Raw genomic sequence first — 26,958 nt, forward strand, 5'->3', positions numbered from 1 at the left:
CCCCCCCCCCCCCGCGGCCCGGCCTGTCGGCCCCTGCGGGGACCGCGGGTCGGGCCGCCGCGTACGTGGGGTCGAGGGCCCTCCGGCGCCGCCGCCCCAATCTGCCGACCCTGAATGCGCTCCGCCGGCCCTCAGTGGCCGATGTCGTCGCGGGCCGTACTGGCTGCGCGGCTCGTGGGTGCTGGCGTACGCGACGCCGAGGTAGGTCGGCTCTCCGGGATCAGGCGCGATGTGGGTGCTCCTCTGGTTCGTTGTGAACTGGGTGGGGTGGCGGGCGGCCCCGGGCTTGGTAGGCGGTGGGGCCGCCCGCGCGGCGTTCTCGGCTGGTGGGGCCGTGCAGAACGGAGTCGGGGCGCGGGTACGCCTCGCGGCGGCAGGAGTCGTCGTAGCCGCACCAGGCCCACGGGGCGTCGCTCGGGCGCAGCGGGATGACGCGGGTGTCGGCGAGGATCTGCGCGGCGTCGTCGGTCCAGTCGATGCCGGTGGCGATCGCCGCGGCGGCGGCCTCGTCGACGTGGCGGGCGCACAGTCGCTGCGCCACGGCCAGACCGCTGGGCAGGTGCACGAGGCCTTAGCGGCCGTCGAGGCGCTGACCGTCGTCGACGGTGACATGCACGGCCAGGCCCGGGGCGACGGGCCAGCCGGTGACGATCACCTCGCTGACGCAGGGCTGGTCGGCGGCGTCGGTGTCGCTGACCTGGAGGCGGACGGCGATGGTGACCGGGGCGGTGGCGGTACGGGTCTGGGTGGTCGTCATGTTCGTGGTGCCGTCCTGTATCTCGTACGTTCCGTCGCCGAGGTCCCGCAAGTCCAGCAGAGCCTGAGCTTGCCACTCGTCTGATGGCCACCCACTTGCCATCGACCAGCGGAGGCCGGTAAGCGACACCCTGCTCAGCTCCACACCGCTGAGATCGACTCTCGTGACGTCATGCCGGGCGCGGTCGAGGGCGAGGTCGTCGGCAATTAACGGATTACCGGTAATAGAAATACGAAAATCAGTACGGACGAACCGGGCGAATCGCCCACACACCATAATGACTGTTCTTGTGTAACGACAATATGGAGTATTGTTGTTGCGTGTCCAAAGTGTGCCGTCGATGCGAGAAGACCCGACCGTTGGAGAGCTTCATGAAGGCCGGCCGCGAGTTGGTCTCGTGCGCCTCGTGCCGCGAGTACGCCCGCGCCAACGTCCACAAGAACCGCAGGGCCAATCCGGACAAGATCCGAGCCGACAACCTCTGGTCCTTCTATCGGATCAGGCCGCAGGACTACGACGCGCGGCGTGTGGCTCAGGACTACCGGTGCGCGATCTGCGGTAAGCATGAGAGCGAATTGAAGGTCAGGTCCAGAGGCCGACCACGACTTGACGGGACATCAAACTCTGAGCCGTTTCGCCTCGTCGTCGACCATTGCCACAACTCCCGGCAAGTACGCGGTCTGCTCTGCGGTGAGTGCAACATCGGCCTCGGCGCGTTTCAGGACTCGCCCGAGGCGCTCATGGCGGCCGCCCGCTACCTCCTCGCACGGGAGGACGCACCGCTCGTGCTGGAATCGAGACCCGCGACGGAAGCGTGATCCGGCACCGAGGGCGATCGAGGTGGGGGCCGACCGGAATACGCCGGAAACCTGCCGTAGGGCGGTGGGTCCCGGCCGCCGGTGACGAGTTCATCCGGCCCGTGGAGATCCATCCTGGACCATGAGGATGAATGAGGGCCGACGGCCGGGTTGTCAGCCGCGGTCAGCGTCTTCCGGGCCCGCAGCGGCAGGAGCCGGGACGCGCGCCTGCGCGACGTCCTGGTCCGTGGCCGTGCCGAGGAATCCGCCGGACTGCCGCGACCACAGCTCCGCGTAGAGCCCGCCGCGTTCCAGCAACTCGGCGTGGGTGCCCTGTTCGGCGATGCGGCCGGCGTCGAGGACCACGATCCGGTCCAGGTGGGCGATGGTGGAGAGCCGGTGGGCGATCGCGATCACGGTACGGCCGGTCATCACCTCGCTGAGCGTGTCGTGGATGGCCGCCTCCGCCTCGGAGTCGAGCGCGGAGGTGGCCTCGTCCAGGACCAGGATCGGCGCGTCCCGGTGGAACGCCCGGGCCAGCGCGATCCGCTGCCGCTGGCCGCCGGAGAGGCGTACGCCGCGTTCGCCGACGTGGGCGTCCAGTCCGGTCCGGCCGTCGGCGTCCCTCAGCGCGGCGACGAACCGGTCGGCGGAGGCCCGGCGTACCGCTGCCTCGATCCGGGTGTCGTCGGCGTCGCCGGGGCCGGCGATGTTCTCCCGGACCGAGCGGTGCAGCAGCGTGCCCTCCTGGGCGACCACGGCGATCTGGCCGCGCAGGCTCTCCTGGGTCACCTCCGTGATGTCGATGCCGTCGATCGTGATCGTGCCGGACTCCGCGTCGTGGAACCGCAGCAGCAGGCCGACCAGCGTGGACTTGCCCGCACCGGATCGGCCGACGATCCCGACGCGCTCACCGGCGGCGACGTCGAGGCTCAGCCGGTCGAGCCCGCCGCCGCCCCGGCCGTAGTGGTGGCTGACCTGCGAGAAGCTGATGGCCCCACCCCGTACCCGCAGCTCAGCCGCCCCGGGCTTGTCCGCTACCGCGAGCGGTTGCGCGACGGTCCGCAGGGCCCGCCGGAGCACGCCGACGGATCCGAACAGCGACGACACGGCGTCCAGCAGCCATTCCGCCATCGCGGTGATCCGGAAGCTGAGCGCGAGCGCGGCCGCGACCAGACCCAGGGGCGCGGCCCCGGTACGCCAGAGCGCGATCCCGTAGCCGACGAGTCCGACGAGCAGCGCGCTGCTGAGCGCCATCATGGTGCCGTTGATGGTCACCTCGACCCGCTGCAGGTCCAGGTGTGCGCGCCTCGACAGCGCGAACACCCGGCGGTCGTGCGCGGTGCGGGCGTCCCGGCCGCCGAGCAACGCGAGCGTGTCGACGTTGCCGTACGCGTCGACGAGCAGCCCGGTCAGCGCGGACTCCGCGTCCTGCAGGCGCTCCGCCGCGCGCCGGTAGCGCGGCACCACCCACCGCATGAGCATCGCGTACGCCAGGATCCAGGCGCCCAGCGGGAGCAGCAGCCGCACGTCGATCGTGGACATCAGCCACACCGAGCCGGCGATGTAGGCGGTCACGAAGACCAGCGTGTGGACGACCGCGTACGCGGCGGTGCTGGCGGCGTCGCCACCGTCGCGGACCTGGGTGGCCAGGCGCCCGGCGAGGTCGTCGCGGAACCAGCCGACGGACTGCCGCGACACGTACCGGTGTGCCCGCCAGCGGGCGAGCGGCCGGGCGTTGGCCCGGAACGCGATGTCGTCCAGCGCCTCACCGACCAGGTGGATCAGCGGCCTGAACACCAGCACGAACACGGCGACGGTGAGCAGTTCCGCGCCGTGGTCGGCCCAGAGCCGGACCGGGCTTGCGGAGGCGAGCGTGTCGACCAGGCGTGCGGCGTATCCGATGAGCCACACCTCGATCGCGGCGCACAGGATCGTGGTGGCGACGGCCGCCGCCGCGACGGGGCGCAGCGGCCGGAGTTCCTCCAGGAGGAACCGCCGGACGCCGGCGGCGGGGGTGCGGTCGTCGCCGGTCGGGAAGGGGTCAACAGGGTTTTCGAACAGACGCAGCACGAAGTGCCTTTCCGGCGGTGGAGACGGACAGGAACCCGGGGGAGCCGCCGGACGTCCTCATGCTCGTTCTCCTCTTCGTGTCGGGTCTGCTGGTCTTCCTCGCGAGGCTAGGCGACGTCGCGCGGGGTCGCCTTTCCATTTCTCGGCGGGGGCCTACCGGAGGGCCGCCGGGGTCAGGGCGTCTGGGTGCGGGTGCGCCGGGCGTAGGCGCGGGCCGCGCGGGCGCGATCGCCGCAGCGGATCGAGCACCAGTGCCGGCGGGCGTGGGTGCGCAGCAGGTAGCGGGTGCAGGGCGCGGAGCCGCAGGCGGCGAGGCGTTCGGCGTGGGGGCCGGTGAGCAGGTCGGCGGCGTCGGCGGCCAGGACCGCCATGGCGTGGTCGACGAGCTGCGTGACGGGGTGTGCGGGGACGCGGTGCAGGCCGCGGGTCTGGTCCCAGCGCAGCAGGCTGGCGGCGGGAGCGGTGGTCAGCGCGTCGTTGAGCGCGCCCAGCGCGGGGGACGGGGCGGCTCGCCCGTCGATGCGGGAGGCGATCAGGGCTCGGACCTGCTCGCGCAGCGCGCGCAGCCGCCGCGCGCACACCTCCCGCAGGTCGGTCCCGGGCGGGGCGAGGTGGCGCTCGGCCAGCCATCGAGCGGCGGCCTCGGGGGTGGCGAGGAGGTCGAGGGACTGGCCGCCGGGCAGGGTCAGGGCGCTGTTGGCGAAGTCCAGCGCGACGTGCTGCTCGGCTCCCGGCGCCGGCACCAGCGGCGGCGGGGCGGGGCCGGTGGCCTCGGTGGTCGCGGACTCCGTCACACCTCTCATGGTACAGCTTGCATTTATCCGTGAGAGTCGATTACGGTTCCTCACGGAAAAACAAGCCCCTGGCCGTGAGGAAACCGCGATGACCGATACCAGTACGACGACCGTCCCCGTCCGCGTCTTCGGCGGCCCGACCGCCCTCATCGAGTACGGCGGGCTCAGGTTCCTGACCGACCCGACCTTCGACGCGCCCGGCGACTACCCCCTGGGTCCCGGCATGGTCCTCACCAAGACGGCCCCCGCCTCCGCCACCGCGGCCGGGCTCGGCCCCGTCGACGTGGTGCTGCTCTCCCACGACGAGCACCCCGACAACCTCGACCACGCCGGTCGCGCCCTGCTGGCCGACGTCCCCCTCACCGTCACGACTGTCAGCGGGGCGGGTCGCCTCGGCGGCACCGCCCGGGGCCTGACGCCCTGGGAGTCCGTCGAGGTGGACCGCCCCGGCGGCGGCACCGTGACCGTGACGGGAGTGCCCGCACGACACGGTCCGCAGGGCTGCGAGCCGCTCACCGGCGAGGTCGTCGGGTTCGTCCTGACCGCCGCCGACCTGCCCACCGTCTACGTCAGCGGCGACAACGCCTCGCTGGAACTGGTCCGGCAGATCGCCGACCGCTTCGGACCGGTCGACACCGCCGTGCTGTTCGCCGGGGCCGTCCGTACGCCCATGTTCGACGGCGCGCTGCTCACCCTCGACAGCGCACAGGCCGCCGAGGCCGCCCGGATCCTGGGCGCGCGCCGGGTCGTCCCCGTGCACGTGGACAGCTGGGCCCACTTCACCGAGGGGCGCGACGACGTGGTCGACGCCTTCACCCGGGCCGGCCTGGCCGACCGCCTCCAGCTGAGCTGAGCGGTCGCCGACGAGGAGACCGGGAGCGCTGGCTGAAGGGCGGCCCGGGGCGTGGGTCAGGCCCGCGCGCCGCCGAGCCCGAGCAGGACGGCGAGGCCCAGGGCGCTGCGCGGGGCGTACGGCACCCGCCACAGCCCGCCGTGCGCCGCCGCGTACGCCTCGTCCTGCCACGGGTGCGGCAGTGCCGGGCCGCCCGTGCGCAGGTCGTGCACCAGGAGCGCGGCCATCAGCGTGTTGCTGGTCGCCGGGTCGAACACCTCGATGCCGAAGCGGTGCGCACCGGCGTACGCGGCGGCCAGCGCCCGGTTGCGCAGCACCGAGCGGGTCCGGGTGGGCGGGGCGACGGTGAACGACACGGTCGCCCCCGCGTCCCGGGCCACCGTCGCCCGCCACCGTTGTAGGCGTTTCGCCAGTGCGTAGTTGGGGCCCTGCTGGGGGACGAGGCTGTCGTTGACGCCCGGGTCGACGCCCGGTGGGTAGTTGCGGTGCAGGAGCCTGCCGCCGGAGGCGACCCGCAGCGACCGGCGGACGACGCCGCGCGCCGCGTAGCCGCGTTCGGCGTGGCGCACCGCGTCGCCGGGCACGGCGAAGACGTCGGTGGGGGTGGCCAGGAAGGCGAGCGCCACGTCGTCGCGGTGGTCCTGCAACCGCAGCGTGAGCGCGTCGACCGCCGTGGCGACCCGGACGTTGGTCGCGCCGTCGGCGTAGACGTAGTTGCCCAGCACGAGCCGGCCGTCGACGCCGAGCAGCCAGTCGGCCACCTGCGTAAGGTTGTGCAGCAGGTCGGCGCCCGCGCGGGCGGCCAACGCCCCGTCGTCGGGGGCGGTGCCGGCGGGGACGGGCAGGTGGAGCCGGCCGCCGGAGCGGCGCGTCGTGTGCAGCAGGCGCCGCCAGATCTCCGGGCGTGGCAGGTCGACCGCGACGACGTCGCCGCCCCAGCGCAGCACCGACGGCAGCGGGCCCATCTCCGCGCCCGCGCCGAGCACCACGACGCGCTGGTCGCGCAGGTCGAGCCAGTCCGGGTTGGCCATGACGGCGCGTACGGCGTCGGCGCAGGACGGCTCGACGACGCCGGCGCTCACCCATGCGTCGAGCCGGCGGCGCAGGTCGTCGCCGCGCAGGCGCCGGCCCCGGTACGGCAGGGACAGCTCCCGGTCGACCTCGCCGGTGCCGCTGACCGTCGCCGTCGAGAGCGGCGCGGCCCCGGTGGGCGTGGCGAACACGTCGCCGAGGCCGGTCTCGGTGCCGTCGGCGCGGACCACGACCATCCGGCGGTGCAGCGAGGCGAGCCCGTCGCGGGCGATCGTCACCGCGGCCTCGCGCGAGAGCAGCCCCGCCTCGACGAGCCGTCGGAAGTGCCCGAGGTAACCGTGGCGCCAGTTCGTCTCGTGTTCGGCCGAGCGCGCGCCGACCGGGTCGACGGCACGCAGGGCGTCGGCGACGACCGCCCGCCCGAGCGCGGACGTGCTGCGTCCCGCGTCGGTCTTCGGGAACACCACCCCCGTCGGACCCTCCACGCGCACCGCCCTTCCTCGCCTGCCGCCAACGGTGTCACTCTGCCGCACCGGGCGGCGCCGCGCAGCGCCGGCCCTCCGGCGCGACGCGTGGCCGCCCACGGCCGCGACGTCGCGCGGCCGCCTACGCGTGTTCAGGCCGGGGCCGGGGCCGGCAGGCGCAGCCGGCCGTCGACCATCTCGGCGACCGCGTCGACGCGGTGCAGGTGCTCCCGGTCGTGGGTGACCAGGACGGTGGCGGTGCCGCGCTGCCGGGTGAGGTCGGTGACCAGCTCGACGATCGCCGCGCCACGCTCGTGGTCCAGCGCGCTGGTGGGCTCGTCGACCAGCAGGACCGCCGGGTCGTTCATCAGGGCGCGGGCGATGTTGACCCGCTGCCGCTGCCCGCCGGAGAGCTGGTGCGGGCGACGGGCGGCCTGCGCGGTGAGCCCCACCGCCGCCAGCAGCTCGGCGGCGCGGGCGCGCCCGGCGCGGCGGGGACCGCCGGCGAGGTGGGCGATCACCTGCAACTGTTCGGCGGCGGTCAGCGAGGCGATGAGGTTGGGCTGTTGGAAGACGATTCCGATCTTCTCCCGCCGCAGCGCGGTCGCGCGCCGGCGGCCCAGCCCCGTGGTGTCGGTGCCGGCGACGACCACCGTGCCCGAATCGGGGGTGATCAGCGTGGCGGCCACCGCCAGCAGGCTCGACTTGCCGGAGCCGGAGGGACCGATGACGGCGGTGACGGTGCCCGCCGGCACGCGCAGGCTGACCCGGTCCAGCGCGGTCAGTCGGGCGTCGCCGTCGGGGTAGGTCAGCGTGACGTCGGCGAGGTCGAGGCTCATCGGGCGCTCCCCAGGGCGATCAGCGGGTCGACGGAGGTGATGCGGCGGATGGACAGGGCGGCGCCGGACGCGCCGAGCGCGATCGTCACGGCGGCCGGGACCAGCACGGATCCGGCGGTGAGCGCGAACGGCACCGCGCCGGCCGCCACGGCGCCGAGCGCGACCGCGAGCGCGGTGCCGGCGGCCGTGCCGGCGAGCAGCAGCACCAGGGCCTGCCCGAGGGCGTCGCGCAGCAGGTGGCCGGTGGTGGCGCCGAGCGCCTTCAGCACGGCGACGTCGGGCGCGCGTTGGATGGTCCACACGGTGAAGAACGCGCCGACGACCAGGGCGGAGATCGCGAACAGCATCCCGCGCATGAGTTGCAGCGACCCGTTCTCGGCCGTGTGGGAGCCGATCGCGGACAGCGCCGCCGATCGGGTGACCGTACGGGTGCCCAGCTGCCGGTCGGCGGCGGCCAGGTCGGCCTCGCGCGTGGTCGTCAGCGCGACCACCGTCGCGTCGGCGCCGGGGGCCAGGTACTGCCAGTCGTCCAGGTCGGTCCAGATCACCGGGGTGTGGCTGTGGGAGGCGTCGCCGGTCACCGCGGCGACGGTCAGCCGGCGTCCGCCGACGGACACGGTCTGCCCGGGCCGGGCGTCCAGCGCGTCGGCCGCTCCCCGGGACAACACGGCCCGACCGGCGGCGAGGGTGTCGGGCGCCAGGCCCGACCCGGGCGGGACGCCGAACACGGACAGCGCGGCGGCGCGGTCGCCCGCGCCGACCCTGGTGGTGGCGATTCCGAGCGGCGCGGCGCCGGTCACCCCGGGCACGGCCCGCCAGCGCCGCCACTGCTCCCGGCTGACGGTCGACTCGGTGAACGAGAGCTTCTGCCCGCCGGTCGGGGCGGAGAACACCAGGTGGTCGGCGGGCAGGTCGGCGATGGCCGAGGTGCTGCCCCGCCCCAGGCCGGCCGTCAGCCCGGACAGCAGGACCACCAGCAGCGTCATGAGCGTGACGACCGTTCCCATCAGGGCGAACCGGCCCTTGGCGAACCGCAGATCTCTCCAGGCGACGAACACGATCGCATCAGCCTTCCCGGTCGGGGGAGGGCCGCGGTGGCCCCCCGGCACCAACCGTCGCCCGGATCGCGGCCGTGGCCATCGCGCCGCCGATCGGGTTCGGGACGTCGAACCGCGTACGGCGGGATCAACCTTTTGGTTGATGGCGGTGGCCGTCGGCGTCCTAGCCTGGAGAGATCGTGAACCCGGAATCGCTCGCTCGGCCGCTGCGGGTGCTGCGCGTCTGCGTGCACCTGCTGGTCGCAGTCCTCCTCGCGGTCGCCGCCGTACGTGCCGTCACCGGGCAGGGGCCGCAGCGGGCCGCCGTGCTCGCCGCGTCGGTGACGCTGGCCGTCGTCTACGCCGTCGGGGCGGCGCTGCCGCTGGTGCGCCGCTCCCGCCGCGCCGCGGTGGCGTGGCTGGCGGTGCTGACGGCCGGGTGGCTGGCGCTGCTGGCCCTGACCCCGGACGGCGTGTGGTTCGCGTTCCCGCTGTTCCTGCTGCACCTGCACCTGCTGCCCACCCGCTGGGGGACCCTCGCGGTGGCGGCGACGACCGCGGTGGCGGTCGCCGGTGTCGCCGGCCACCAGCAGACGATCACGCCGGGCGCGGTGCTCGGTCCGGGCATCGGCGCGGCGGTCGCGGTGGGCACGGTGCTCGGCTACCAGGCGTTGTACCGGGAGAGCGAGCGCCGCCAGCGGTTGATCGAGCAGTTGACCGCCACCCGCGCCGAGCTGGCCGCCGCCGAGCGCGCCGCCGGTGTCCTCGCCGAACGCGAACGCCTGGCCCGCGAGATCCACGACACCCTCGCCCAGGGGTTGTCGAGCATCCAGTTGCTGCTGCGGGCCGCGCAGCGGGCCCTTCCGGACCACCTGGACGTGGCGGCCGGCCACGTCGAGCAGGCCCGCCGCACGGCGCAGGACAACCTCCTCGAGGCCCGACGGTTCGTCCGCGCCCTGGCCCCGCCCGGCCTCGACGGCGCCTCGCTGCCGGCGGCGCTGCGACGGCTGTGCGCCGCCACCGCCGCCGCGTCCGGGCTGGCCGTACGCCTGCGTCTCGACGGGACGGCGGTGCGCCTGCCGACCGGCCACGAGGTGGCGCTGCTGCGGATCGCCCAGTCCGCGTTGGCCAACACCGTGCGCCACGCCGGGGCGACCCGCGCCGACGTGACGCTGCGGTACTGCGACTCCGGTGTCGTCCTCGACGTGGTCGACGACGGGTCGGGCTTCGACGTGGGCGAGGCCGTCAGCCGGCCGGGCGGCGACGGGGGGTTCGGGCTGGCCGCGATGCGGGCCCGGGCCGAGGAGCTCGGCGGCACCCTGGCCGTGGAGTCGACGCCCGGTCGCGGCGTCAGGCTGGCCGTGAGCTTCGCGTCCGTGGGCGAGGCGACGGCGGCGGGCGGATGAACGGCCGGATCCGGTTGTTGCTGGCCGACGACCACCCGGTCGTGCGTGCCGGGCTGCGCGCCGTCCTCGCCACCGAGCCCGATTTCGAGGTGGTCGCCGAGGCCGCCACCGCCGAGCGGGCCGTCGCGCTGGCCGAACGGGACGAGGTCGACGTGGTGCTCATGGACCTGCGGTTCGGCGCGGGGATGCACGGCGCCGACGCCACCGCCGCCATCAACGCCCGCCCCGACGGCCCGGTCGTGCTGGTGCTGACCACCTACGACAACGATGCCGACATCCTCGCCGCCGTGGAGGCCGGCGCGATCGGTTACCTGCTCAAGGACGCCCCGCCCGAGGAACTCGCCGCGGCGGTGCGCGCCGCGGCCGCCGGCCGCTCCGCCCTCGCCCCGGTCGTCGCCCGTCGCCTGATGGGCCGGTTGCGGGCCCCGGGCACCGCGTTGAGCCGTCGCGAGACCGAGGTCCTCCAGCTCGTCGCCGACGGCCTGTCCAACCAGCAGATCAGCCGGCGGCTGCACCTCAGCCCGGCCACGGTCAAGACGCACCTGGTGCACGTCTACGGCAAGCTCGGCGTCGATTCCCGTACCGCTGCCGTCGCCGCCGCCAGGGCCCGCGGGCTGATCCGTCCGTGACGTGGCCGGTCAGGCGCTCGCCGCGCTCGCCGCGCGGCGGCCCGCCTCGTCGCCGCGTGGCACCGGCGGCGAGGTCAGCCGCCGCACGCCGGGCACGGCGGCGGTGCCGGCGCAGGCGACGAGGACCAGAGCGCCCGCCGTGAGCAGCGGCGCGGACTCGCCCCAGGCCCGGGCGGCCATCGGCGCGAGGGCGTAACCCAGCGGCATCGCGCCGAGGGAGACCAGCCAGTCGTACGAGGTGACCCGGGCCAGGACGTGCGGCGGGAACTGCCCCTGCACGACGGTCTCCCACACCGGGTTGAGGTAGCCGATGGCGGTCAGCGCGACGCCGTAGGCGGTGACGACCAGCGGGGCGGGCGCGGCGACGGCGAGCAGGGCCAGCGGCGCGGCGTAGCTGGCCAGCCCGAGGTTGGCCGTCAGCACCGGCCGGCGGGGGCGGATCCGGGCGGCGAGCAGCGAGCCGGCGAGCATGCCGACGGCGCCGGCCTGGAGCATCAGCACCCACACGCCCTCGCCGCCGAGGCGACCCACGGCGACCGCCGGGCCGAGGGTCATCAGGACGGCGGCGGCGCCGTTCCACACGCCGTGGCCGATCAGGCTGGCCCAGAACCAGTCGTGGCTGCGGACCTCCCGCCAGCCGTGTGCGAGGTCGGTGACGATGCTCCGCCTGGGCATCGGGACGTGACGGACCCGGACGACCGCGAGCAGCAGCGCGCTGAGCGCGAACGTCGCCGCGTCGAGGACGAACGCCCAGCCGGGGCCGGCGGCCCAGACCAGGGCCCCGGCGAGGGCGGGGCCGGCGAGGCGGCTGGCGTTGGCGGTGACGCCCATCAGGGCGTTGGCCTGTTGCCGCTGGGCCGGCTCGACCGTGCCGGCGACCAGGGGCGAGCCGGTGGGCAGGCCGAACGCGCTGGCGGCGCCGCCGAGCGCGGCGGCCACCGCGATCACGCCGAGCGACGCGTCGCCGAGGAGTTCGACGCCGACGGCGAGTTGCGCGAGGCAGCGTACGAGGTCGGCGAGGATCGCGACGCGGCGGGCGTCGAGGCGGTCGGCGAGCACGCCGCCTAGGGGCAGCAGGAGCAGGCGGGGCACCAACGCGCAGGCCAGCACGAGGGCGAGGGCGCCGGTGGAGCCGGTCGCCCGGAGCACGGCCAAGGCGAGGGCGGCGGGCACGACGGCGTCGCCGACGGCGGAGACGGTACGGCCGAGGAAGAGCAGCCGGAACGCGGGCACGCGCAGGGGATGGGTCACCCGGGCAATGTACTTCGACACCAAACCTTTCGACAACGAATAGTTCGATGCCGGCATAGGCTGGGAGGCATGAGCGACCGCGACCACGTCGACCGGCACGTCGAGCGTTGGCTGCCGATCCTGCCGACGCTCGATCCCGAGGTCGAAGGGGCGGTGACCAGGATCCAGTTCCTCACCCGCCACCTGCGCGAGGTCAAGGAGCGGACCCTGGTCGGCCTCGACCTGCACGGCCACGAGTACGACACCCTGCACGCCCTGGCCGGGCGAGGGGGGCGGGCGGCCCCCTCGGACCTGGCCCGCGACCTGGCGATGGCGCCCGCCTCCGTCACCGCCCGGGTCGACGCGCTGCTGCGGCGCGGCTTCGTGCGCCGGATCCCGTCCACCACCGACCGGCGACGCGTCGACGTGGAGCTGACCGAGGCGGGACAGGCCGCCTGGCACGGGGCCATGGACGTGCGGGGCGCCGAGGAGCACCGGCTGCTGGCGGCGCTCGCCCCGCACGAGCGGCGGCAGCTGTCCGACCTGCTGCGCCGGGTGGTGCTGCGCGCCGAGGCGGTCGGCGAGTAGGCCCACCGGGCTCGCGGGGGTGCGCCTATTCCGGCGGAAATGGGGTGCGGCCCACGTACGCCGGCTGGCAGGGTGGCCGCATGACAGCGCAGGCTCTGGCGGGAGCGCTCGCCGACGACGTACGGCGGCAGGTCTTCGCGGCGATCGTCCTGGGTGACGCCGACGCCCCGGCGGTGGTCGAGCGGACGGGCCTGCCGGCGCGGCAGGTGCTGACCGCGATCCGCCGGCTCGTCGACGCGGGCCTGGTGACCGGCGGCGACGGCGACCTGCGGGTGGATGCCGACCGGCTGCGCGAGGCGGCCCGCACGCCGCCGGCGCCCCGCCCGGCCGACGACCCCACGGACCGCGTGCTGCGCACCTTCGTGCGCGACGAGACGCTGACCGGCCTGCCGGCACAGCGCGGCCGGCGGCGGGTGGTGCTGGCGCACGTGGCGAGGTCCTTCGAGCCGGGGGTGCGCTATCCGGAGCGGCAGGTGGACGAGGTGCTGCGGCGCTGGTGCGAGGGCGGCGGCTCCGACCACGTGGCGCTGCGCCGGTACCTGGTCGACGAGCAGTTGCTGGCCCGGGAGCAGGGCGTCTACTGGCGCATCGGCGACTGACGGGCCGCGTCGGGGCCGCCCTCGCCCCGGCGGATATCGCGTTGACCCGCCCGCGAGGATCGACGCGTGAGCGCGACAGACTGGACGACGGTGCCGACTGGTCCCGACCGGCCCGAGGCGGCGGCCCTGCTCGAGGCGTACTACGAGGAGATCGTCCGCCGCTACCACGACCGCCCGGTCAGGCCGGGCGAGGTCGCGGCGGCGATGGCCGACGATCCGAGCGACGACCTGGCCCCGCCCACCGGGATCCTCCTGGTCGCGCACCGCGACGGTCGCCCGGCCGGCTGCGCCGGGCTGCGGTACCGGCCGGGCTGGGCGGAGCTGACCCGGGTGTACGTGCGCCCCGCGCACCGCGGCCACGGCGGCGGGGCGGCCCTGCTCGCCGCCGTCGAGGAGCGGGCCCGCGCCGCCGGGGCCGACCGGATCCGGCTGGACACCCGCAGCGACCTCGTCGAGGCCCGCGCCCTGTACGCCCGGCACGGCTATCGGGAGATCCCGGCGTACAACACCGGCCCCTACGCCCAGCACTGGTTGGAGAAGGTCCTGAGTTGACGACGCGGCGGGAACGCGCTAAATACAGAGGAGGAAGTTGAGTCGCCCCGGCTCAACTCGAAGGACCTTCGGCCAGGAGAACCGAGGAGGCAGGACCATGCTGATGCGTACCGACCCGTTCCGTGAGATCGACCGGATCACCGAGCAGTTCTTCGGCACCGCCGCGCGCCCCGCGGTCATGCCCCTGGACGCCTACCGCGACGGCGACTGGTTCTACGCGGCGTTCGACCTGCCCGGCGTCGACCCGGACAGCATCGACTGCACCGTCGAGCGCAACGTGCTGACGGTGCGCGCCGAGCGCCGCCGGCCGGCCGGCGACAACGTCGAACTCGTCGCCGCCGAACGCCCGATGGGCACCTTCACCCGCCGACTCTTCCTCGGCGACACCCTCGACACCGACAAGCTCGAGGCCGGCTACGACAACGGCGTGCTGACCTTGCGGATTCCCGTCGCGGAGCGGGCCAAGCCCCGCCGGGTCACCGTCACGGCCACCGCCAACGGCAACGGCCGCAAGGAGATCAACGCCTGACCCGGCGCACGGGGGCGGGACGGCCGGTGCGGCCGCCCGCCCCCGTCGCGTCCCCGCACGGAAGCGCGGCCGGAGCCCTCTGCGGTAAACCGGTGGTGGGGCCGGCGGGCCCGTGCCAGACTCGACGGCGATCCGCGCAGCCGAGCCGTCAGGAGCAGACCGGACGATGTGATCCCGCAGGACGCGGCAGGGCAGCGCCCCGCCGCCGCCGGTTCCGGCCGTCCGCCCACCCGGGCGTCGACGGCCCCGCCCGTCGTCCCGCGGAGGATCACCCGTGTTGAAGGTCGTGTCCGTCAGCAAGCACTACGACGCCGAGCCGCTGTTCACCGACGTCGAGCTCGTCCTGAACGCCGGCGACCGGGTCGGCCTCGTCGGCCCGAACGGGGTGGGCAAGTCCACCCTGCTGCGGGTGCTCACCGGCGAGGAAGCGCCGTCGGGCGGGCACGTCGCCCTGGCCCCCGGCGCGCGGATCGGCTACTTCGCCCAGCAGGTGCCGGACCCGGACGCCACCGTCGGGCAGTTCCTCGCCGCCGGCCTCGGCGACCTGCACCCCCTGGCCACGCGGCTGCGCGAGCTCGAACGGCGGATGGCCGACGGCGACGGCACGGTGCTCGCCGAGTACGGCGACGCGCAGGAGCGGTGGGCGGCGCTGGACGGCTGGCGGGCGCAGGCCCGGCTGACGGAGGTCCGCCAGCGCCTCGACGTCGACCACCTGCCCGACGACACCCCGCTGCGTCGGGTCAGCGGCGGCGAGCAGGCCCGACTCACCCTCGCCCGCGTGCTGCTGCACACCCCCGACCTGCTGGTGCTCGACGAGCCGACCAACCACCTCGACGCCGACGGCATCGCCTGGCTCGGCGACTGGCTGGCGGCCTTCGCCGGCGCGGTGCTGGTGGTCAGCCACGACCGGGCGTTCCTGGACCGCACGGTGACCCGCATCGTCGAGCTGGACGGCATCCACGAGGCGCCGCAGACCTACACCGGCGGCTACCGCGACTACCGGGCGGAGAAGACCCGCCGCTGGCAGCGGCTGCTGCTGGACCACGAGGCACAGCAGAAGGACCACCGGCGCTGGCTGGCCGACATCGACCGCACCAAGGAGCAGGCCCGCGGGGTCGAGGAGTCCGTGCGCGGCGGCCTCGGCGCCGACCGGCAGCGCCGCTACGCCAAGAAGGTGGCGAAGAAGGCCAAGGCCCGCGAGCGGCGGCTGCGCCGGCAGATGGACTCGATCCGCTGGCTCGCCGAGCCCCGCACCCGGCCGCCGCTGACGCTGGCGTTCCCGCAGGAGGCCACCGGCGAGCGGGAGGAGGTGCTCAGGGTGCGGGGCCTGACGCTGCGCGCCGCCGGGCGGGTGCTGCTCGACCGCGTCGACCTGAGCGTCCGCGCCGGCGACCGGATCCTGCTCACCGGCCCGAACGGCGCCGGCAAGACCACCCTGCTGCGGGCCCTCGCCGCCGAGGACGCACCCGCCGGAGGCGAGGTCGTCGCCGCCGAGCAGGTCGCCGTGCTGCCGCAGACCCACGACGCGCTGCGTACGGACGTCACCGTCCGCGACTTCTTCCGCTCCCGGGTGCCGGTGTACGCCGACGACGCCGAACGGCTGCTCGACGCCCACCTGTTCGGCCCGGAGCAGTGGGGCGCGCCGCTGCGCGTGCTCTCCGCCGGTGAGCTGCGCCGGTTGCTGCTCGCGGTGCTGGTGAACAGCCCGGCGCGGGTCCTGCTGCTCGACGAGCCGACGAACTACCTCGACTTCGACGCCCTCGACGTGGTGGAGGAGGCGCTGCGGCAGTTCCGGGGCACCCTGGTAATGGTCAGCCACGACGCCTGGTTCGCCGAGGCGGTCGGTGTGCACCGGCGCTGGCGCCTGGCCGACCGGCGGATCGTCGAGGAGCCGTCGGTGGCCACGATCGCGTAGGGCGCGCCTCCTCCCGTTCCCGAGCCGAAGCTGAGAACCTTTCCCGCATGCTCTCCCCGAACGCTCCGGCGCGGCCGAGCCGGCCCCTTCCGCTGGCCCTGCCCGGGGGGCCCGTCGACTTCACCGAGGCCTGGCTGCGCAACCGGCGGCTGTCCGACCACACCCGCGACGCGTACCGCCGCGACGTCGCCGGCTGGCTCGCCTGGTGCGCCGCCCGCGAACTGGATCCGTTGCAGGCGAACTTCCTGCACGTCAACGAGTACGCCCGGGCGCTGGAGGCCACGCTCGGCGTACGCACCGGCAAGCCGCTGACCCCGGCCACCGTCGCCCGCCGGCTCTCCGCCCTGTCCAGCTGGTACGACTTCCTGGTCAAGCTGCGCGCGGTCGAGGTCAACCCGGTCGCCGGCGCCGACCGCCCCCGCATCGACCGGGACCACTCCGCCACCGTGGGCCTCACCCCCGCGGAGGTCGACGCGCTGCTCGCCGCCGCCGAGGCCGACACCGGGCCGACCGCCGCCCGCAACCGGGCCGCGATCGCGCTGCTGGCCGACCTCGGGCTGCGCGTGGGGGAGCTGGTCTCGCTCGACCTGGCCGACCTCGGCGCCGAGCGGGGTCACCGCAGCGTCCGGTTCGTCGGCAAGGGCGGCAAGTCACGCCGCCGCGCCCTGACCCCCGGCACCGCGTACGCCGTCGACGCGTACCTGGCCCAGCGGGCCGCCGCGCAGGGTGTGGCGGTGCACGAGCTGACCGGCCCGCTGCTGGTCACCGCCAGCGGGGCCCGGCTGGACCGGCACGCGATGTTCCGGCTGGTGCGCCGGCTGGCCCGCACGGCCGGCATCCCGGCGTGGGCGAGGCTGTCGCCGCACTCGTTGCGGCACGCGTTCGCCACCACCGCCCGCGCCGAGGGCGTGCCCCTGGAGGACGTGCAGGACGCGATGGGCCACGCCGACCCGCGCACCACCCGCCGCTACGACCGGGACCGGCACAACCTCGACCGCGATCCCGCGTACGCCATCTGGGCGGCCCGCGCCCGCCGCCGCGGCTGAGGCGCGGGGACCCGTCCTGACCACCGCGTCAGGCCCGGGCCCTCGCGCCCGGCGCGGTGCCATGGCGTGCGGGACGCCGCGTACGGCCTACGGATCGGCGTGGACCAGCGCGCGGCTCAGCGCGCCGATGCTCTGGAACTGACCCGCTACGCCACCCGGGCTCATCGAGCCGTGACCGGGACCGGTCCGGGTGCTGGGCGGCGCCGCCCCCGACCCGGCCGGGCGGCGCGCGCGACGAGCGACGGAGCCGACTTTCCTGCGGGCGGGCCCGCCGGTTCTCTACGGTCGACGGGTGGGCGCTGAGCAGCCGTGGAGCCGGCCGGCCCGTCGACGCCGCCCGGTGCGTACCGGGTTGGTGTTCGCGGGCGTGACCGTGCTGCTGTGCTGCGTCGGGGTGGCCGGGCTGGGCGCCTGGAACGTGCAGGTGGTCACGCAGGCCAGCGGCCCGGTGCGGGAGACCGCCGACGGGTTCCTGCGGTCGGTGGCGGCGGGCGACACCGACGGCGCGTACGACCGGCTCTGCGCCGACGCGCGCAGCCGGTGGAGCCCGATCGGGTTCACCAGCTGGCTGCGCACCCCGCCGGTGGTCAACGGCTACGAGATCGTCGACGTGTCGGTGGCGACCCGGGGTGGCCGTCCGAGCGGCACGGTCACGGTGCGGCTGACCCGTGACAGCGGCCTCACCGAGGAGCGGAAGCTGTCGGTGGTGCGCGAGGACGGGGACTGGCGGGTGTGCGGCGACCCGTACTGACGCCTCAGCGGCGGGGGCCGAGTTCGCCCGCGCGGTAGTGCCGGCGGCAGAGCACCTGGTAGCGCACGTCGGCGCTGTCCACGGTGTCGCCGATGACGACCTGCAGGCCCTCGCGGACCACCCGGCCGTCGACCACCCGGGCGTTGAGCAGCCCTTCCCGGCCGCACCAGCAGAGCACCTCGACCTGGATGCGGGCCACCTCGTCGGCCAGTTCGAACAGCCGCTGCGCGGCCGGGAACAGACACGAGCGGAAGTCGGTGGCCAGCCCGAAGGCGTACACGTCGACGTCGTAGCTGTCGACCAGCTCGGCCATCTGCTCGATGTGCTCCAGGTTGTAGAACGACGCCTCGTCGCAGATCAGGTAGTCGACGCGGACGCCCTCGGCCCAGGTGTCGCGCACGAGGGCACGCAGGTCCAGCTCGTCGGTGACCTCGACGGCCTCGTGCGCGAGGCCGATGCGGGTGGTGACCTGCGGGCCGAGCGAGCGGTCGATGCGGGTGGTGACCAGGCCGCGGCGGCCCTGCCGGGAGTGGTTGTGGTTCATCTGCAACGCCATCGTGGACTTGCCGCAGTCCATCGGCCCCCAGAAGAACTTCAACGCCGCCGCGTGCAGCGGGCGCCCGTCCACGCCCCGCGCCGCGGCGCACCCGGCGGGGGAGTCGTCGGGGCCCAGCGGCGGGCGCGCCAGGCAGGTCGGGGCGGCGTGGTCGGTCACGGTCGGGCAGCCTAGCCGATCGACGTCGCCTGATCCGGTCGGCGGCGCGGACGGGCGCGCCTCAGAGCACCCGGGGCGGGGTGTTGCCGGCGGCGACGATCGCCCGGCGGATCGGCACGGCCAGCAGCAGCAGGAATCCGACGACGAAGAAGATCAGCAGGGAGACCAGGCCCACCCGGTAGGAGTTGGTGAGCTGGAACACGATGCCGAAGGCCAGCGGGCCGAGCCAGCTGGTGCCCTTGTCGCTGATCTCGTAGAAGCCGTAGTACTCGCCCTCCTTGCCGGCGGGGATGAGCTGGCTGAACAGCGACCGGCTCAACGCCTGGCTGCCGCCGAGCACCAGGCCGATGGCGGCGCCGAGGACCATGAACGGCACCGGCGCCTCGGCGGGCAGCCGGAACGCGCCGAGGATCACCCCGGTCCACAGCACCAGGCTGATCAGCACGGTCTTCCAGGCGCCGATGCGCTTGGCGAGGGCGCCGAGCAGCAGCGCGCCGCCGAAGGCGAGGAACTGCACCAGCAGGATGGTGACGATCAGGGTGCTCTGCCCGAGCTTCAGCTCCTCGGTGCCGTACTGGCTGGCCAGGGCGATGACGGTCTGGATGCCGTCGTTGTAGACCAGGAACGCGAGCAGGAAGAACAGCGTCAGCGGGTACGCCTTGATCTCGCGCAGGGTGCGGCCGAGCTGCCGGAACCCGTCGGTGACCGGGTTGCCGCCGGACAGCGCGGCGGCGGTGGGGTGCTCGCGCAGCCAGCGCAGCGGGACCAGGGTGAACACCGCCCACCACACACCGGCGGAGACGATCGACCAGCGGGCCAAATCGAGGGTGCGCTGGTGGTTGCCCTCCTCGCCGAGCATGCTGACCGCGACGAGGTTGAGCGCCAGCAGCAGGCCGCCGCCGAGGTAGCCCAGCGCCCAGCCGCGGCTGGAGATGCCGTCGCGGTCGTCGGGACCACCGAGCTGCGGCAGGAACGAGTTGTAGACCACGACACCGGCGCCGAAGGCGATGTTGGCGACCATGAACAGCGCCCCGCCGAGCAGGTACCGGTCGCCGGTGACGAAGAGCATGCCGACGGTCGCGCCGGCTCCGGTGAAGGCGGCGACGGCGAGCAGCCGCTTCTTGTGCGCCGAGCGGTCGGCGATGGCGCCCACGACCGGCAGCGCGAACACGGTGAGGAACACCGACAGCGACACCAGGTACGGGAAGTACGACCCGGCGGCGACCTTGATGCCCAGCGGGTACACGTACCCGTTGCAGGTGTCGGCGCCGAGTTCGCAGCCGGCGGCGAGTTCGGTGACGGTGGTCAGGAACGGGCCGAGGAAGACGGTAATGACGGTGGTGGAGAAGGCGGACATCGCCCAGTCGTAGAAGTACCAGCCGCTGCGTTCGCGCCGGGTGCTCGCCGGGGAGGGGGTGTCGTCCACCGCGGGGGTGACGGTCTCGGCCATCGGGGTCCTTCGAACGGGTCAGGCGGCCCAGTGGCCGCGGCTGCGGTAGACGTCGCGCAGCACGCCGACGTGATCGGTCATGATGCCATCCACCCCAAGATCAAGTAACTCGTGCATCTCGGCAGGTTCGTCGATCGTCCAGACGTGCACGTGCAGTCCGAGTCGGTGGGCGTGACGCAGGAACCGGCGGTCCACCACGCGCACCCGCCCGTAGCGCACCGGCACCTGCGCGGCGACCACCGACGGGGGCAGCCGCAGCGCCCGACCGGTCAGCGACGCCATCCGCAGCCGGGCCACCCCGCGCATGCCGAGGCTGCTGGCGACGCGGCCCTGGGTGAGGGCGCGCAGCCGGGCCAGCCGGGCGTCGCTGAACGAGGCCAGCAGCACCCGGTGGCCGGCCTTGACGCGCGAGACGGTGGCCACGGTCGGCTCGACGCCGCCGTCGGCCTTGACGTCGATGTTGAACCGCACCTGCGGCCAGGCGTCGAGGACCTCGTCGAGGCGGGGGACCACGGCGGCGCCGCCGACGCGTACCGAGGCCAGGTCGGCCCAGCGCAGGTCGGCGATGCGCCCCGGCTCGCCGGTGACCCGGGCCAGCGTGGCGTCGTGGAAGACCACCGCGACGCCGTCGGCGGTGCCGTGCACGTCGGTCTCGACGTAGCGGTAGCCGAGCCCGATCGCCCGGGCGAACGCCGCTGCGGTGTTCTCGTCGCCCTCGGCGGCGCCACCCCGGTGGGCGAACGCCAGCGGTGCGGGGCCGTCGAGGTAGGCGTGGGTCACGCGGGGAGTATGCCCGGCCCCGGTGACCGCCCGGTGGCCGCCCGGTGGCGCGCGACCGGCGCATGCCGGACGGTGGCGATCATGTCGCGCTGCGGTGCGGGGGAGGTGTCCGGGCGGGGCGGGGACGCCCTCAGCCGAACGGCGCCGAGGAGTCGCCGCCGGCCGGTCAGTCGGGCGGGCGGTGGCGGCGGTGCGAGCGGCTGGTGTCGGTCGGGCGGCCGGGGTCGACGTGCCGGGGGCGCTCCGGTTCGTCGGGGCGCAGCGGCACGAGGGCGTCGGTGACGGCGTCGATGATCCGGTCGGTGGCCCGCCGCGCGGCGCCCGGCGTGCCCTGGGTGAGGTCGGCCAGGTCGACGGGCGCGCCGAAGTGCACGCGCAGCACCGGGCGGCGCCACAGCGCGCGGGCCACGCCGCGCAGCAGCCCCTTCGGGGCGCGGTAGGGCACCACCTCGTGCGAGCCCCACTGGGCGACCGGGATCACGGGGGCGCCGCAGGCGAGGGCGAGGCGGGCGGTGCCGGTCTTGCCGCGTTCGGGCCACATGCCGGGGTCCAGGCCGATGCGGCCCTCCGGGTAGACCAGGATCACGGAGCCGCCGGAGACCGCCGCCGCGGCGTCGTCGAGGGCGCGGCCGACGGCGGCGGTGCCCCGGTCGACGCGCAGGTGCCCGGCACGGCGCATCGCGGCGCCGATGACGGGGGTGCGGAACAGCCCGCCGGTGGCCATGATCCGGGGGGCGACGCCCCGGGACCGGCAGGCGGCGGCGAGCACGACGGGGTCGAACGGGCTGATGTGGTTGGCGGCCAGGATCAGCGGGCCCCGGCGCAGCGCCTCGGGCACGTCGCCGCTGACCTCCAGGCGGGCCAGGAGCGCGACGACGACGCGGGCGAACACCTGCGCGGCGCGCCAGATCAGCGGCGGCTGCCAGGTCGGGCGGGTGGTGTCCATCAGCGCGCAATGGTCGCACGCGGCCGCCGGCGCGCGCGGCGCGGGCCCGGTCGCCGGGCCGTCCGGCAGAGGTGATCAGGGTCATTGGTCCCGGGCAGCTTCGGGACCCCCGCCCCTGCCGCGATTCCTACGACGCGCAGTAGTATTTACTACGTCTCGTAGTATGCACAGCCTGGGGGTTCCTGGTGGACGCGTTGGACGTCGCCCGCTGGCAGTTCGGTGTCACCACCGTCTACCACTTTCTCTTCGTACCGCTGACCATCGGCCTGTCCGTGCTGGTGGCGATCCTCCAGACGCTGTGGCACCGCACCGGCGACGAGAAGTACCTGAAGCTCACCAAGTTCTACGGCAAGCTCTTCCTGATCAACTTCGCCATGGGCGTGGTGACCGGCATCGTGCAGGAGTTCCAGTTCGGCATGAACTGGAGCGACTACTCCCGCTTCGTCGGCGACATCTTCGGCGCCCCCCTGGCGATCGAGGCGCTGGTCGCGTTCTTCCTGGAGTCGACCTTCATCGGCCTGTGGATCTTCGGCTGGGACCGGCTGCCCAAGCGGCTGCACCTGGCCAGCATCTGGGCCGCCGCGATCGGCAGCAACCTCAGCGCGTACTTCATCCTCGCGGCGAACTCCTTCATGCAGAACCCGGTCGGCTACCGCGTCAACCCCGACACCGGGCGCGCCGAACTCACCGACTTCGTGGCCGTGCTGACCAACAAGGTCGCCATGATCACCTTCCCGCACACCATCGCCGGCGCGTTCCTGGTGGCCGGCTCGCTGCTGGTCGCCGTCGCCATGTGGCACCTGGTACGCAACCGCGACTCCGCCGACACCCCCGCCTACCGCTTCGCCGCGAAGTTCGGCTCCTGGGTCACCCTCGTCTCCGCCGCCGCCGTCGCCATCACCGGCGACATCCAGGGCAAGATCATGACCCAGGTGCAACCGATGAAGATGGCCGCCGCCGAGGGCCTCTACACCACCGAGAGCCCCGCCTCGTTCTCCGTACTCACCGTCGGCAGCCTCGACGGCAGCCGCGAACTGTTCGCCCTCAAGATCCCGCACCTGCTGTCCTGGCTGGGCACCGGCGACCCGAACGGCACCGTGCACGGCATCAACGACCTGCAGGCCCAGTACGCCGCCCAGTACGGCGCCGGCAGCTACACCCCGATCATCCCGGTCACCTACTGGAGCTTCCGCTTCATGATCGGCTTCGGGATGGCCGCCGCCGCCATCGCCCTGCTCGTGCTCTGGAGCCAACGCAAGGGCCGCACCCCCACCAGCAAGTGGCTGCTGCGCGCCGGCCTGGTCATGCCCCTGCTGCCACTGGCCGCGAACTCCTTCGGCTGGATCTTCACCGAGATGGGCCGCCAGCCGTGGATCGTCTTCGGCGAGATGCTCACCCGCGACGGCGTCTCCCGCAGCGTCTCACTGACCGAGGTGCTCACCTCGTTCACCGCCTTCACCCTCATCTACGCCGCCCTCGCCGTCGTCGAGGTCAAGCTGCTGCTGCGCTACGCCAAGGCCGGCGTGCCCGACCTCACCCCGAACCCCGAGATCGACGACAGCCACGACGACGCCGAGCGCCCGCTCGCGTTCGCCTACTGACCACCGGAGACAACCGTGGAACTCACCACCATCTGGTTCCTGCTCGTCGCGGTCCTGTTCACCGGGTACTTCATCCTCGAGGGATTCGACTTCGGCGTCGGCATGCTGCTGCCCGTACTCGGCCGCGACGACCGGGAACGCCGCGTCCTGATCAACACCATCGGCCCCGTCTGGGACGGCAACGAGGTCTGGCTAATCACCGCCGGCGGCGCCATGTTCGCCGCCTTCCCCGAGTGGTACGCCACCCTCTTCTCCGGCTTCTACCTGCCGCTGCTGCTGATCCTGCTGGCCCTGATCATCCGCGGCGTCGCCTTCGAATACCGCCACAAGCGCCCCGAGGCGTCCTGGAAGCGCCGCTGGGACACCGCCATCTTCGTCGGCTCCGTCGTGCCCGCCGTGCTGTGGGGCGTCGCGTTCGCCAACATCCTGCGCGGCGTGCCGCTCGACGCCGAACACGAGTACGTCGGCGGACTGCTCGACCTGCTCAACCCGTACGCCCTGCTCGGCGGCGCGACCACCGCGGCCCTGTTCCTCACCCATGGCGCCGTCTTCATCGCCCTCAAGACCGTCGGCGAGGTACGCGAGCGCGCCGGCGCGCTCGCGGTGCGCCTGGGCGTGGCCGCCGCCGCCCTCGCGGTGGCTTTCCTGACCTGGACGCTGAGCATCCGCTCCAGCACCGCCGCCGTCGTGTTCGCCGTCGGCGCGGCCCTGGCGCTGCTCGGCGGCCTCGCCGCCGCCCGCGCCCGCCGCGAGGGCTGGGCGTTCACCGGCACCGCCGTGGCGATCGCGCTGGCCGTGGCGACGCTGTTCGCGGCGCTGTTCCCGAACGTGCTGCCCTCCACCGCGGACGCCGCCGGCACGCTGACCGCCACCAACGCCGCCTCCACCCCCTACACCCTGAAGATCATGACGTGGGTGGCGGTGGTCTTCACCCCGATCGTGCTGGCCTACCAGGGCTGGACGTACTGGGTGTTCCGCAAGCGCATCGGCGTGGCCCACATCCCGCGACACTGACCCGCCCCCGCCGGGTGGCCGCGGGCCCCGCCGCCGCCACCCGCACCGGCCACGGGGCCGACGCGACACCCCTGCCGCGTCGGCCCCGTGGCCGCACCCCGCCCCGACGTCAGCGCGCCTCGCGCAGCTCCGCCAGACGCGCCTCGATCTCCGCCAGCTCCGCGCGCAGCTTCTCCGCCTGCTGCTCCGCCTCGGCCCGCTCGGCGGCCATGATCTGCTCCACCGCCTCGTGCACGCCCGGCACGTCGACCAGCGCCACCATCCGCAGCGCCTCCGCCGGCTTCACCACGTACGGCTTCGCCAGCGACTTGCTGCCCTGCTGCGCCGCGACCGTCCACTCGCCGTCGGCGTACGCCAGCGTCACCGTCAGCCCCGCCGGGCCCTTCGGCTTCACCGCCTTCACCGGCCGCCGCGCCGCCGGCTTCGCCTCCACCGTCTCCACCTTCGGCTCCTCCCGCCGCTGCTGCGGCACCCGGTCCAGCACGAACTCCGGCTCCGCCGGCGCCGCCTCCACCTGCTCCTGCGGCTCCGGCTGCGGCTGCGGCTCCGCCGCCTTGCGCCCCGCGCCCCGCGGCGCCACCGCCACGTCGGCGGGGGAGAAGGGCAACTCGTCGCGACCGAACCGGACCACCACGAACTCGTCCGAGACCGCCGGGTCGGTCAGCTCCACCACCTGACCCACCTGCCCGGCTATCTGACCGGCCGAGGCGGTGAACACCACCTTCGGCTTGCGGCCCGCCGCCAGCGCCTCCCGGATGCTCTGCACCTCGTCAGTGGACAAACCCTGGCCAGCGGCACCCATCAGCAACCTCTTCCCTCGTACACCTGTTCAGATGCCTGCCTTGATACCAGCCCGGCCCGACAAGCGGAAGATCAACCCCCCAGCGCCCGCAACGCCGCGTCCGCGTGGTCGTTCATGTTCAGCTCACTGTGGATCACCTCGACCACCCGCCGGTCGGTGCCGATCACGAACGTCATCCGCCGCGTGCTCAGCGCGCCCAACGGCAGCCGCCGCCGCACCCCGAACAGGTCCGCCACCACGCCATCGGCATCCGACAGCAACGGATAGTCGAATTTGTGCCGCCGGGAGAACTCCGCCTGCTTCGCCACCGGATCCCGGCTGATCCCCACCCGGGTCGCGCCCACCGCCGCGAACTCCGCGGCCAGGTCCCGGAAGTGGCAGCTCTCCGCCGTGCACCCCCGCGTCATCGCCGCCGGATAGAAGAACAACACCACCGGCCCGCTGGCCAGCAGCTCCGACAGCCGCCGCGGCGTACCCGTCTCGTCGGGCAACTCGAAGTCCGCCACCACGTCCCCGACCCCCACACCCGCCACCGCGCACCTCCACGTCACCGTCCACCGACGCGCCCGAGCCTATGCCCCGACCGACGAACCGACCCCGGTAGCGTCGGCCCCGCAGCCACCACAGGGGAGAGACACATTGAAACCGGTCACCGTCATCACCGGCGGCAGCCGCGGCATCGGCGCCGCCACCGCCCGCCGCCTCGCCCACGCCGGCCACCACGTCGCCTTCAGCTACCGCCGCGACCGCGCCGCCGCCACCGCCGTGCTCGCCGACCTCGACGCCACCGGCGTACGCGGCCTCGCCGTCCCCGCCGACACCCGCGACCCCGACCAGGTCACCGCCCTGTTCGACGCCGCCGCCACCCTCGGCCCGATCACCGGCCTGGTCAACAACGCCGGCGTCACCAGCCCCATCGGCGCCTTCGTCGACCTCGACCCCGCCGACCTGCGCCACGTCGTCGACGTCAACCTCATCGGCTACGTCCTCTGCGCCCAGCAGGCCGCCCGCCGCATGAGCCGCGGCGCCGCCATCGTCAACGTCTCCTCCGTCGCCGCCACCCTCGGCAGCCCCGGCGAGTACGTCCACTACGCCGCCGTCAAGGCCGCCACCGACACCCTCACCACCGGCCTCGCCAAGGAACTCGCCCCCCGCGGCATCCGCGTCAACGCCGTCGCCCCCGGCATCATCCGCACCGACATCCACGCCCTCTCCGGCCAACCCGACCGCCCCGACCGGGCCGCCGCCCGCATCCCCCTGGGCCGCCCCGGCGAACCCGACGAGGTCGCCGGCGCCATCGCCTGGCTGCTCGGCCCCGACGCCACCTACACCACCGGCACCGTCCTGCGCGTCGCCGGCGGCCTCTGACCCCTCACCGCCCCCGGACCCGCTGCCACCCGTGACCGGTGTCTTCGGCGACGTCGCCGACCTCTACGACGACGTACGCCCCGACTACCCGACCGCCCTCGCCGACCTCATCGGCGACTACCACGGCGGCACCCCCGCCGCGGTCACCGAGATCGGCGCCGGCACCGGCAAGGGCACCGCCGTGCTGCTGCGCCTCGGCGCGCCCGTCACCTGCGTCGAACCCGACCCCCGCATGACCGCCCGACTCACCGCCACCTACCCCCAGGTCCACGCCGTCACCTCCACCTTCGAGCAGTGGCAACCACCCACCGGCGGCGTGCCCCTGCTCGCCTGCGCGCTGGCCTGGCACTGGCTCGACCCCGCCACCCGCAACCCCCGCGCCCACGACGCG

Annotated in this window: 29 protein-coding genes; 15 read left to right on the forward strand and 14 right to left on the reverse strand. The window is 74.3% G+C overall.

The genetic code is table 11. The features are described 5' to 3' along the window. Positions 1-220: 220 nt before the first annotated feature. Positions 221-541: a hypothetical protein gene (locus ACSNN9_RS18530; protein WP_436674622.1), complete on the reverse strand. Its 321-nt coding sequence runs from the start codon at positions 539-541 to the stop codon at positions 221-223. A 30-nt stretch (positions 542-571) separates the two neighbouring features. Further along, positions 572-757: a hypothetical protein gene (locus ACSNN9_RS18535; protein WP_436674623.1), complete on the reverse strand. Its 186-nt coding sequence runs from the start codon at positions 755-757 to the stop codon at positions 572-574. A 359-nt stretch (positions 758-1,116) separates the two neighbouring features. Between ACSNN9_RS18535 and ACSNN9_RS18540 the strand changes: the two genes are divergently transcribed. After that, positions 1,117-1,575: an endonuclease domain-containing protein gene (locus ACSNN9_RS18540; protein ID WP_436674624.1), complete on the forward strand. Its 459-nt coding sequence runs from the start codon at positions 1,117-1,119 to the stop codon at positions 1,573-1,575. 153 nt (positions 1,576-1,728) lie between these two features. Here ACSNN9_RS18540 and ACSNN9_RS18545 read toward each other — a convergent pair whose 3' ends face one another. Beyond that, entirely contained in the window at positions 1,729-3,627 is a 1,899-nt protein-coding gene (locus tag ACSNN9_RS18545) for an ABC transporter ATP-binding protein (RefSeq protein WP_436674625.1), read from the reverse strand. 173 nt (positions 3,628-3,800) lie between these two features. Next, positions 3,801-4,430: an ABATE domain-containing protein gene (locus ACSNN9_RS18550; RefSeq protein WP_436674626.1), complete on the reverse strand. Its 630-nt coding sequence runs from the start codon at positions 4,428-4,430 to the stop codon at positions 3,801-3,803. Between the two features lie 79 nt (positions 4,431-4,509). Here ACSNN9_RS18550 and ACSNN9_RS18555 point away from each other — a divergent pair, with 79 nt between their 5' ends. Continuing rightward, positions 4,510-5,274, forward strand: coding sequence for an MBL fold metallo-hydrolase (locus ACSNN9_RS18555; RefSeq protein ID WP_436674627.1), 765 nt, complete (start codon positions 4,510-4,512; stop codon positions 5,272-5,274). A 56-nt stretch (positions 5,275-5,330) separates the two neighbouring features. On the opposite strand, the gene ACSNN9_RS18560 is transcribed toward ACSNN9_RS18555, so the two are convergent. The 3 genes from ACSNN9_RS18560 to ACSNN9_RS18570 form a co-directional block, all read right to left on the reverse strand. Further along, positions 5,331-6,791, reverse strand: a complete 1,461-nt coding sequence (locus ACSNN9_RS18560) for a hypothetical protein (protein WP_436674628.1) — start codon at positions 6,789-6,791, stop codon at positions 5,331-5,333. Positions 6,792-6,922: 131 nt separating this feature from the next. Continuing rightward, a complete protein-coding gene (locus ACSNN9_RS18565; protein ID WP_436674629.1) occupies positions 6,923-7,609 on the reverse strand; it encodes an ABC transporter ATP-binding protein in 687 nt (228 codons plus the stop codon). Next, positions 7,606-8,667 (reverse strand): ABC transporter permease, encoded by a 1,062-nt coding sequence (locus tag ACSNN9_RS18570; protein WP_436674630.1) that lies wholly within the window; start codon positions 8,665-8,667, stop codon positions 7,606-7,608. Before ACSNN9_RS18570 ends, ACSNN9_RS18565 begins: the two co-directional genes overlap by 4 nt. Before the next feature lie 179 nt (positions 8,668-8,846). On the opposite strand from ACSNN9_RS18570, the gene ACSNN9_RS18575 reads away from it, so the two are divergent. Next, the gene (locus ACSNN9_RS18575) at positions 8,847-10,052 is read left to right on the forward strand and encodes a sensor histidine kinase (RefSeq protein ID WP_436674631.1); all 1,206 of its coding nucleotides are present in this window, start codon (positions 8,847-8,849) and stop codon (positions 10,050-10,052) included. After that, the gene (locus ACSNN9_RS18580) at positions 10,049-10,681 is read left to right on the forward strand and encodes a response regulator (RefSeq protein WP_436674632.1); all 633 of its coding nucleotides are present in this window, start codon (positions 10,049-10,051) and stop codon (positions 10,679-10,681) included. The genes ACSNN9_RS18575 and ACSNN9_RS18580 overlap by 4 nt, the downstream gene beginning before the upstream one ends. 9 nt (positions 10,682-10,690) lie before the next feature. Here ACSNN9_RS18580 and ACSNN9_RS18585 read toward each other — a convergent pair whose 3' ends face one another. After that, positions 10,691-11,932, reverse strand: coding sequence for an MFS transporter (locus ACSNN9_RS18585; protein ID WP_436674633.1), 1,242 nt, complete (start codon positions 11,930-11,932; stop codon positions 10,691-10,693). Positions 11,933-12,001: 69 nt separating this feature from the next. On the opposite strand from ACSNN9_RS18585, the gene ACSNN9_RS18590 reads away from it, so the two are divergent. From ACSNN9_RS18590 to ACSNN9_RS18620, 7 genes are all read left to right on the forward strand, one after another. Further along, positions 12,002-12,499, forward strand: a complete 498-nt coding sequence (locus ACSNN9_RS18590) for a MarR family winged helix-turn-helix transcriptional regulator (RefSeq protein ID WP_436674634.1) — start codon at positions 12,002-12,004, stop codon at positions 12,497-12,499. An 80-nt stretch (positions 12,500-12,579) separates the two neighbouring features. After that, on the forward strand, positions 12,580-13,098 hold the full coding sequence (locus tag ACSNN9_RS18595; RefSeq protein ID WP_436674635.1) for a DUF2087 domain-containing protein: 519 nt from the start codon (positions 12,580-12,582) through the stop codon (positions 13,096-13,098). 66 nt (positions 13,099-13,164) lie between these two features. After that, entirely contained in the window at positions 13,165-13,650 is a 486-nt protein-coding gene (locus ACSNN9_RS18600) for a GNAT family N-acetyltransferase (RefSeq protein ID WP_436674636.1), read from the forward strand. 97 nt (positions 13,651-13,747) lie between these two features. After that, positions 13,748-14,179 carry an Hsp20/alpha crystallin family protein gene (locus tag ACSNN9_RS18605; protein ID WP_416609717.1) on the forward strand — a complete coding sequence of 144 codons (432 nt, stop codon included), beginning with the start codon at positions 13,748-13,750 and terminating at the stop codon, positions 14,177-14,179. 274 nt (positions 14,180-14,453) lie between these two features. Continuing rightward, positions 14,454-16,094 carry a ribosomal protection-like ABC-F family protein gene (abc-f, locus tag ACSNN9_RS18610; protein WP_436674637.1) on the forward strand — a complete coding sequence of 547 codons (1,641 nt, stop codon included), beginning with the start codon at positions 14,454-14,456 and terminating at the stop codon, positions 16,092-16,094. Positions 16,095-16,141: 47 nt separating this feature from the next. Then, a complete protein-coding gene (locus ACSNN9_RS18615) occupies positions 16,142-17,140 on the forward strand; it encodes a tyrosine-type recombinase/integrase (protein ID WP_436674638.1) in 999 nt (332 codons plus the stop codon). A 292-nt stretch (positions 17,141-17,432) separates the two neighbouring features. Continuing rightward, entirely contained in the window at positions 17,433-17,891 is a 459-nt protein-coding gene (locus ACSNN9_RS18620) for an Rv0361 family membrane protein (protein WP_357869140.1), read from the forward strand. 4 nt (positions 17,892-17,895) lie between these two features. Here the strand turns inward: ACSNN9_RS18620 and ACSNN9_RS18625 are convergent, their stop codons facing one another. The 4 genes from ACSNN9_RS18625 to ACSNN9_RS18640 all read right to left on the reverse strand — a co-directional run bounded on the left by ACSNN9_RS18625 (position 17,896) and on the right by ACSNN9_RS18640 (position 21,782). After that, complete coding sequence (locus tag ACSNN9_RS18625; protein ID WP_436674639.1) at positions 17,896-18,606, reverse strand: thymidine kinase; 711 nt, start codon at positions 18,604-18,606, stop codon at positions 17,896-17,898. 61 nt (positions 18,607-18,667) lie between these two features. Beyond that, the gene (locus ACSNN9_RS18630; protein WP_436674640.1) at positions 18,668-20,056 is read right to left on the reverse strand and encodes an MFS transporter; all 1,389 of its coding nucleotides are present in this window, start codon (positions 20,054-20,056) and stop codon (positions 18,668-18,670) included. An 18-nt stretch (positions 20,057-20,074) separates the two neighbouring features. Next, complete coding sequence (locus ACSNN9_RS18635) at positions 20,075-20,836, reverse strand: glycerophosphodiester phosphodiesterase (protein WP_436674641.1); 762 nt, start codon at positions 20,834-20,836, stop codon at positions 20,075-20,077. A gap of 166 nt (positions 20,837-21,002) precedes the next feature. Then, positions 21,003-21,782, reverse strand: coding sequence for a lysophospholipid acyltransferase family protein (locus ACSNN9_RS18640; protein WP_436674642.1), 780 nt, complete (start codon positions 21,780-21,782; stop codon positions 21,003-21,005). A gap of 185 nt (positions 21,783-21,967) precedes the next feature. Between ACSNN9_RS18640 and ACSNN9_RS18645 the strand changes: the two genes are divergently transcribed. Together ACSNN9_RS18645 and cydB are read left to right on the forward strand one after the other, a co-directional pair. Beyond that, positions 21,968-23,383 (forward strand): cytochrome ubiquinol oxidase subunit I, encoded by a 1,416-nt coding sequence (locus tag ACSNN9_RS18645; RefSeq protein WP_436674643.1) that lies wholly within the window; start codon positions 21,968-21,970, stop codon positions 23,381-23,383. A gap of 15 nt (positions 23,384-23,398) precedes the next feature. Continuing rightward, positions 23,399-24,397, forward strand: coding sequence for a cytochrome d ubiquinol oxidase subunit II (gene cydB / locus ACSNN9_RS18650; protein WP_436674644.1), 999 nt, complete (start codon positions 23,399-23,401; stop codon positions 24,395-24,397). Between the two features lie 109 nt (positions 24,398-24,506). Here cydB and ACSNN9_RS18655 read toward each other — a convergent pair whose 3' ends face one another. Beyond that, positions 24,507-25,199 carry a hypothetical protein gene (locus tag ACSNN9_RS18655; RefSeq protein ID WP_436674645.1) on the reverse strand — a complete coding sequence of 231 codons (693 nt, stop codon included), beginning with the start codon at positions 25,197-25,199 and terminating at the stop codon, positions 24,507-24,509. Between the two features lie 71 nt (positions 25,200-25,270). Further along, on the reverse strand, positions 25,271-25,732 hold the full coding sequence (locus tag ACSNN9_RS18660; RefSeq protein ID WP_436674646.1) for a peroxiredoxin: 462 nt from the start codon (positions 25,730-25,732) through the stop codon (positions 25,271-25,273). Positions 25,733-25,838: 106 nt separating this feature from the next. Between ACSNN9_RS18660 and ACSNN9_RS18665 the strand changes: the two genes are divergently transcribed. Together ACSNN9_RS18665 and ACSNN9_RS18670 are read left to right on the forward strand one after the other, a co-directional pair. Continuing rightward, a complete protein-coding gene (locus tag ACSNN9_RS18665; RefSeq protein ID WP_436674647.1) occupies positions 25,839-26,567 on the forward strand; it encodes an SDR family oxidoreductase in 729 nt (242 codons plus the stop codon). Between the two features lie 31 nt (positions 26,568-26,598). After that, the coding region (locus ACSNN9_RS18670; RefSeq protein WP_436674648.1) for a class I SAM-dependent methyltransferase at positions 26,599-26,958 on the forward strand (360 nt) is incomplete at its 3' end.

Origin of the sequence: Micromonospora sp. URMC 107 (assembly GCF_051386315.1) — a bacterium.
Taxonomy (GTDB): domain Bacteria; phylum Actinomycetota; class Actinomycetes; order Mycobacteriales; family Micromonosporaceae; genus Micromonospora.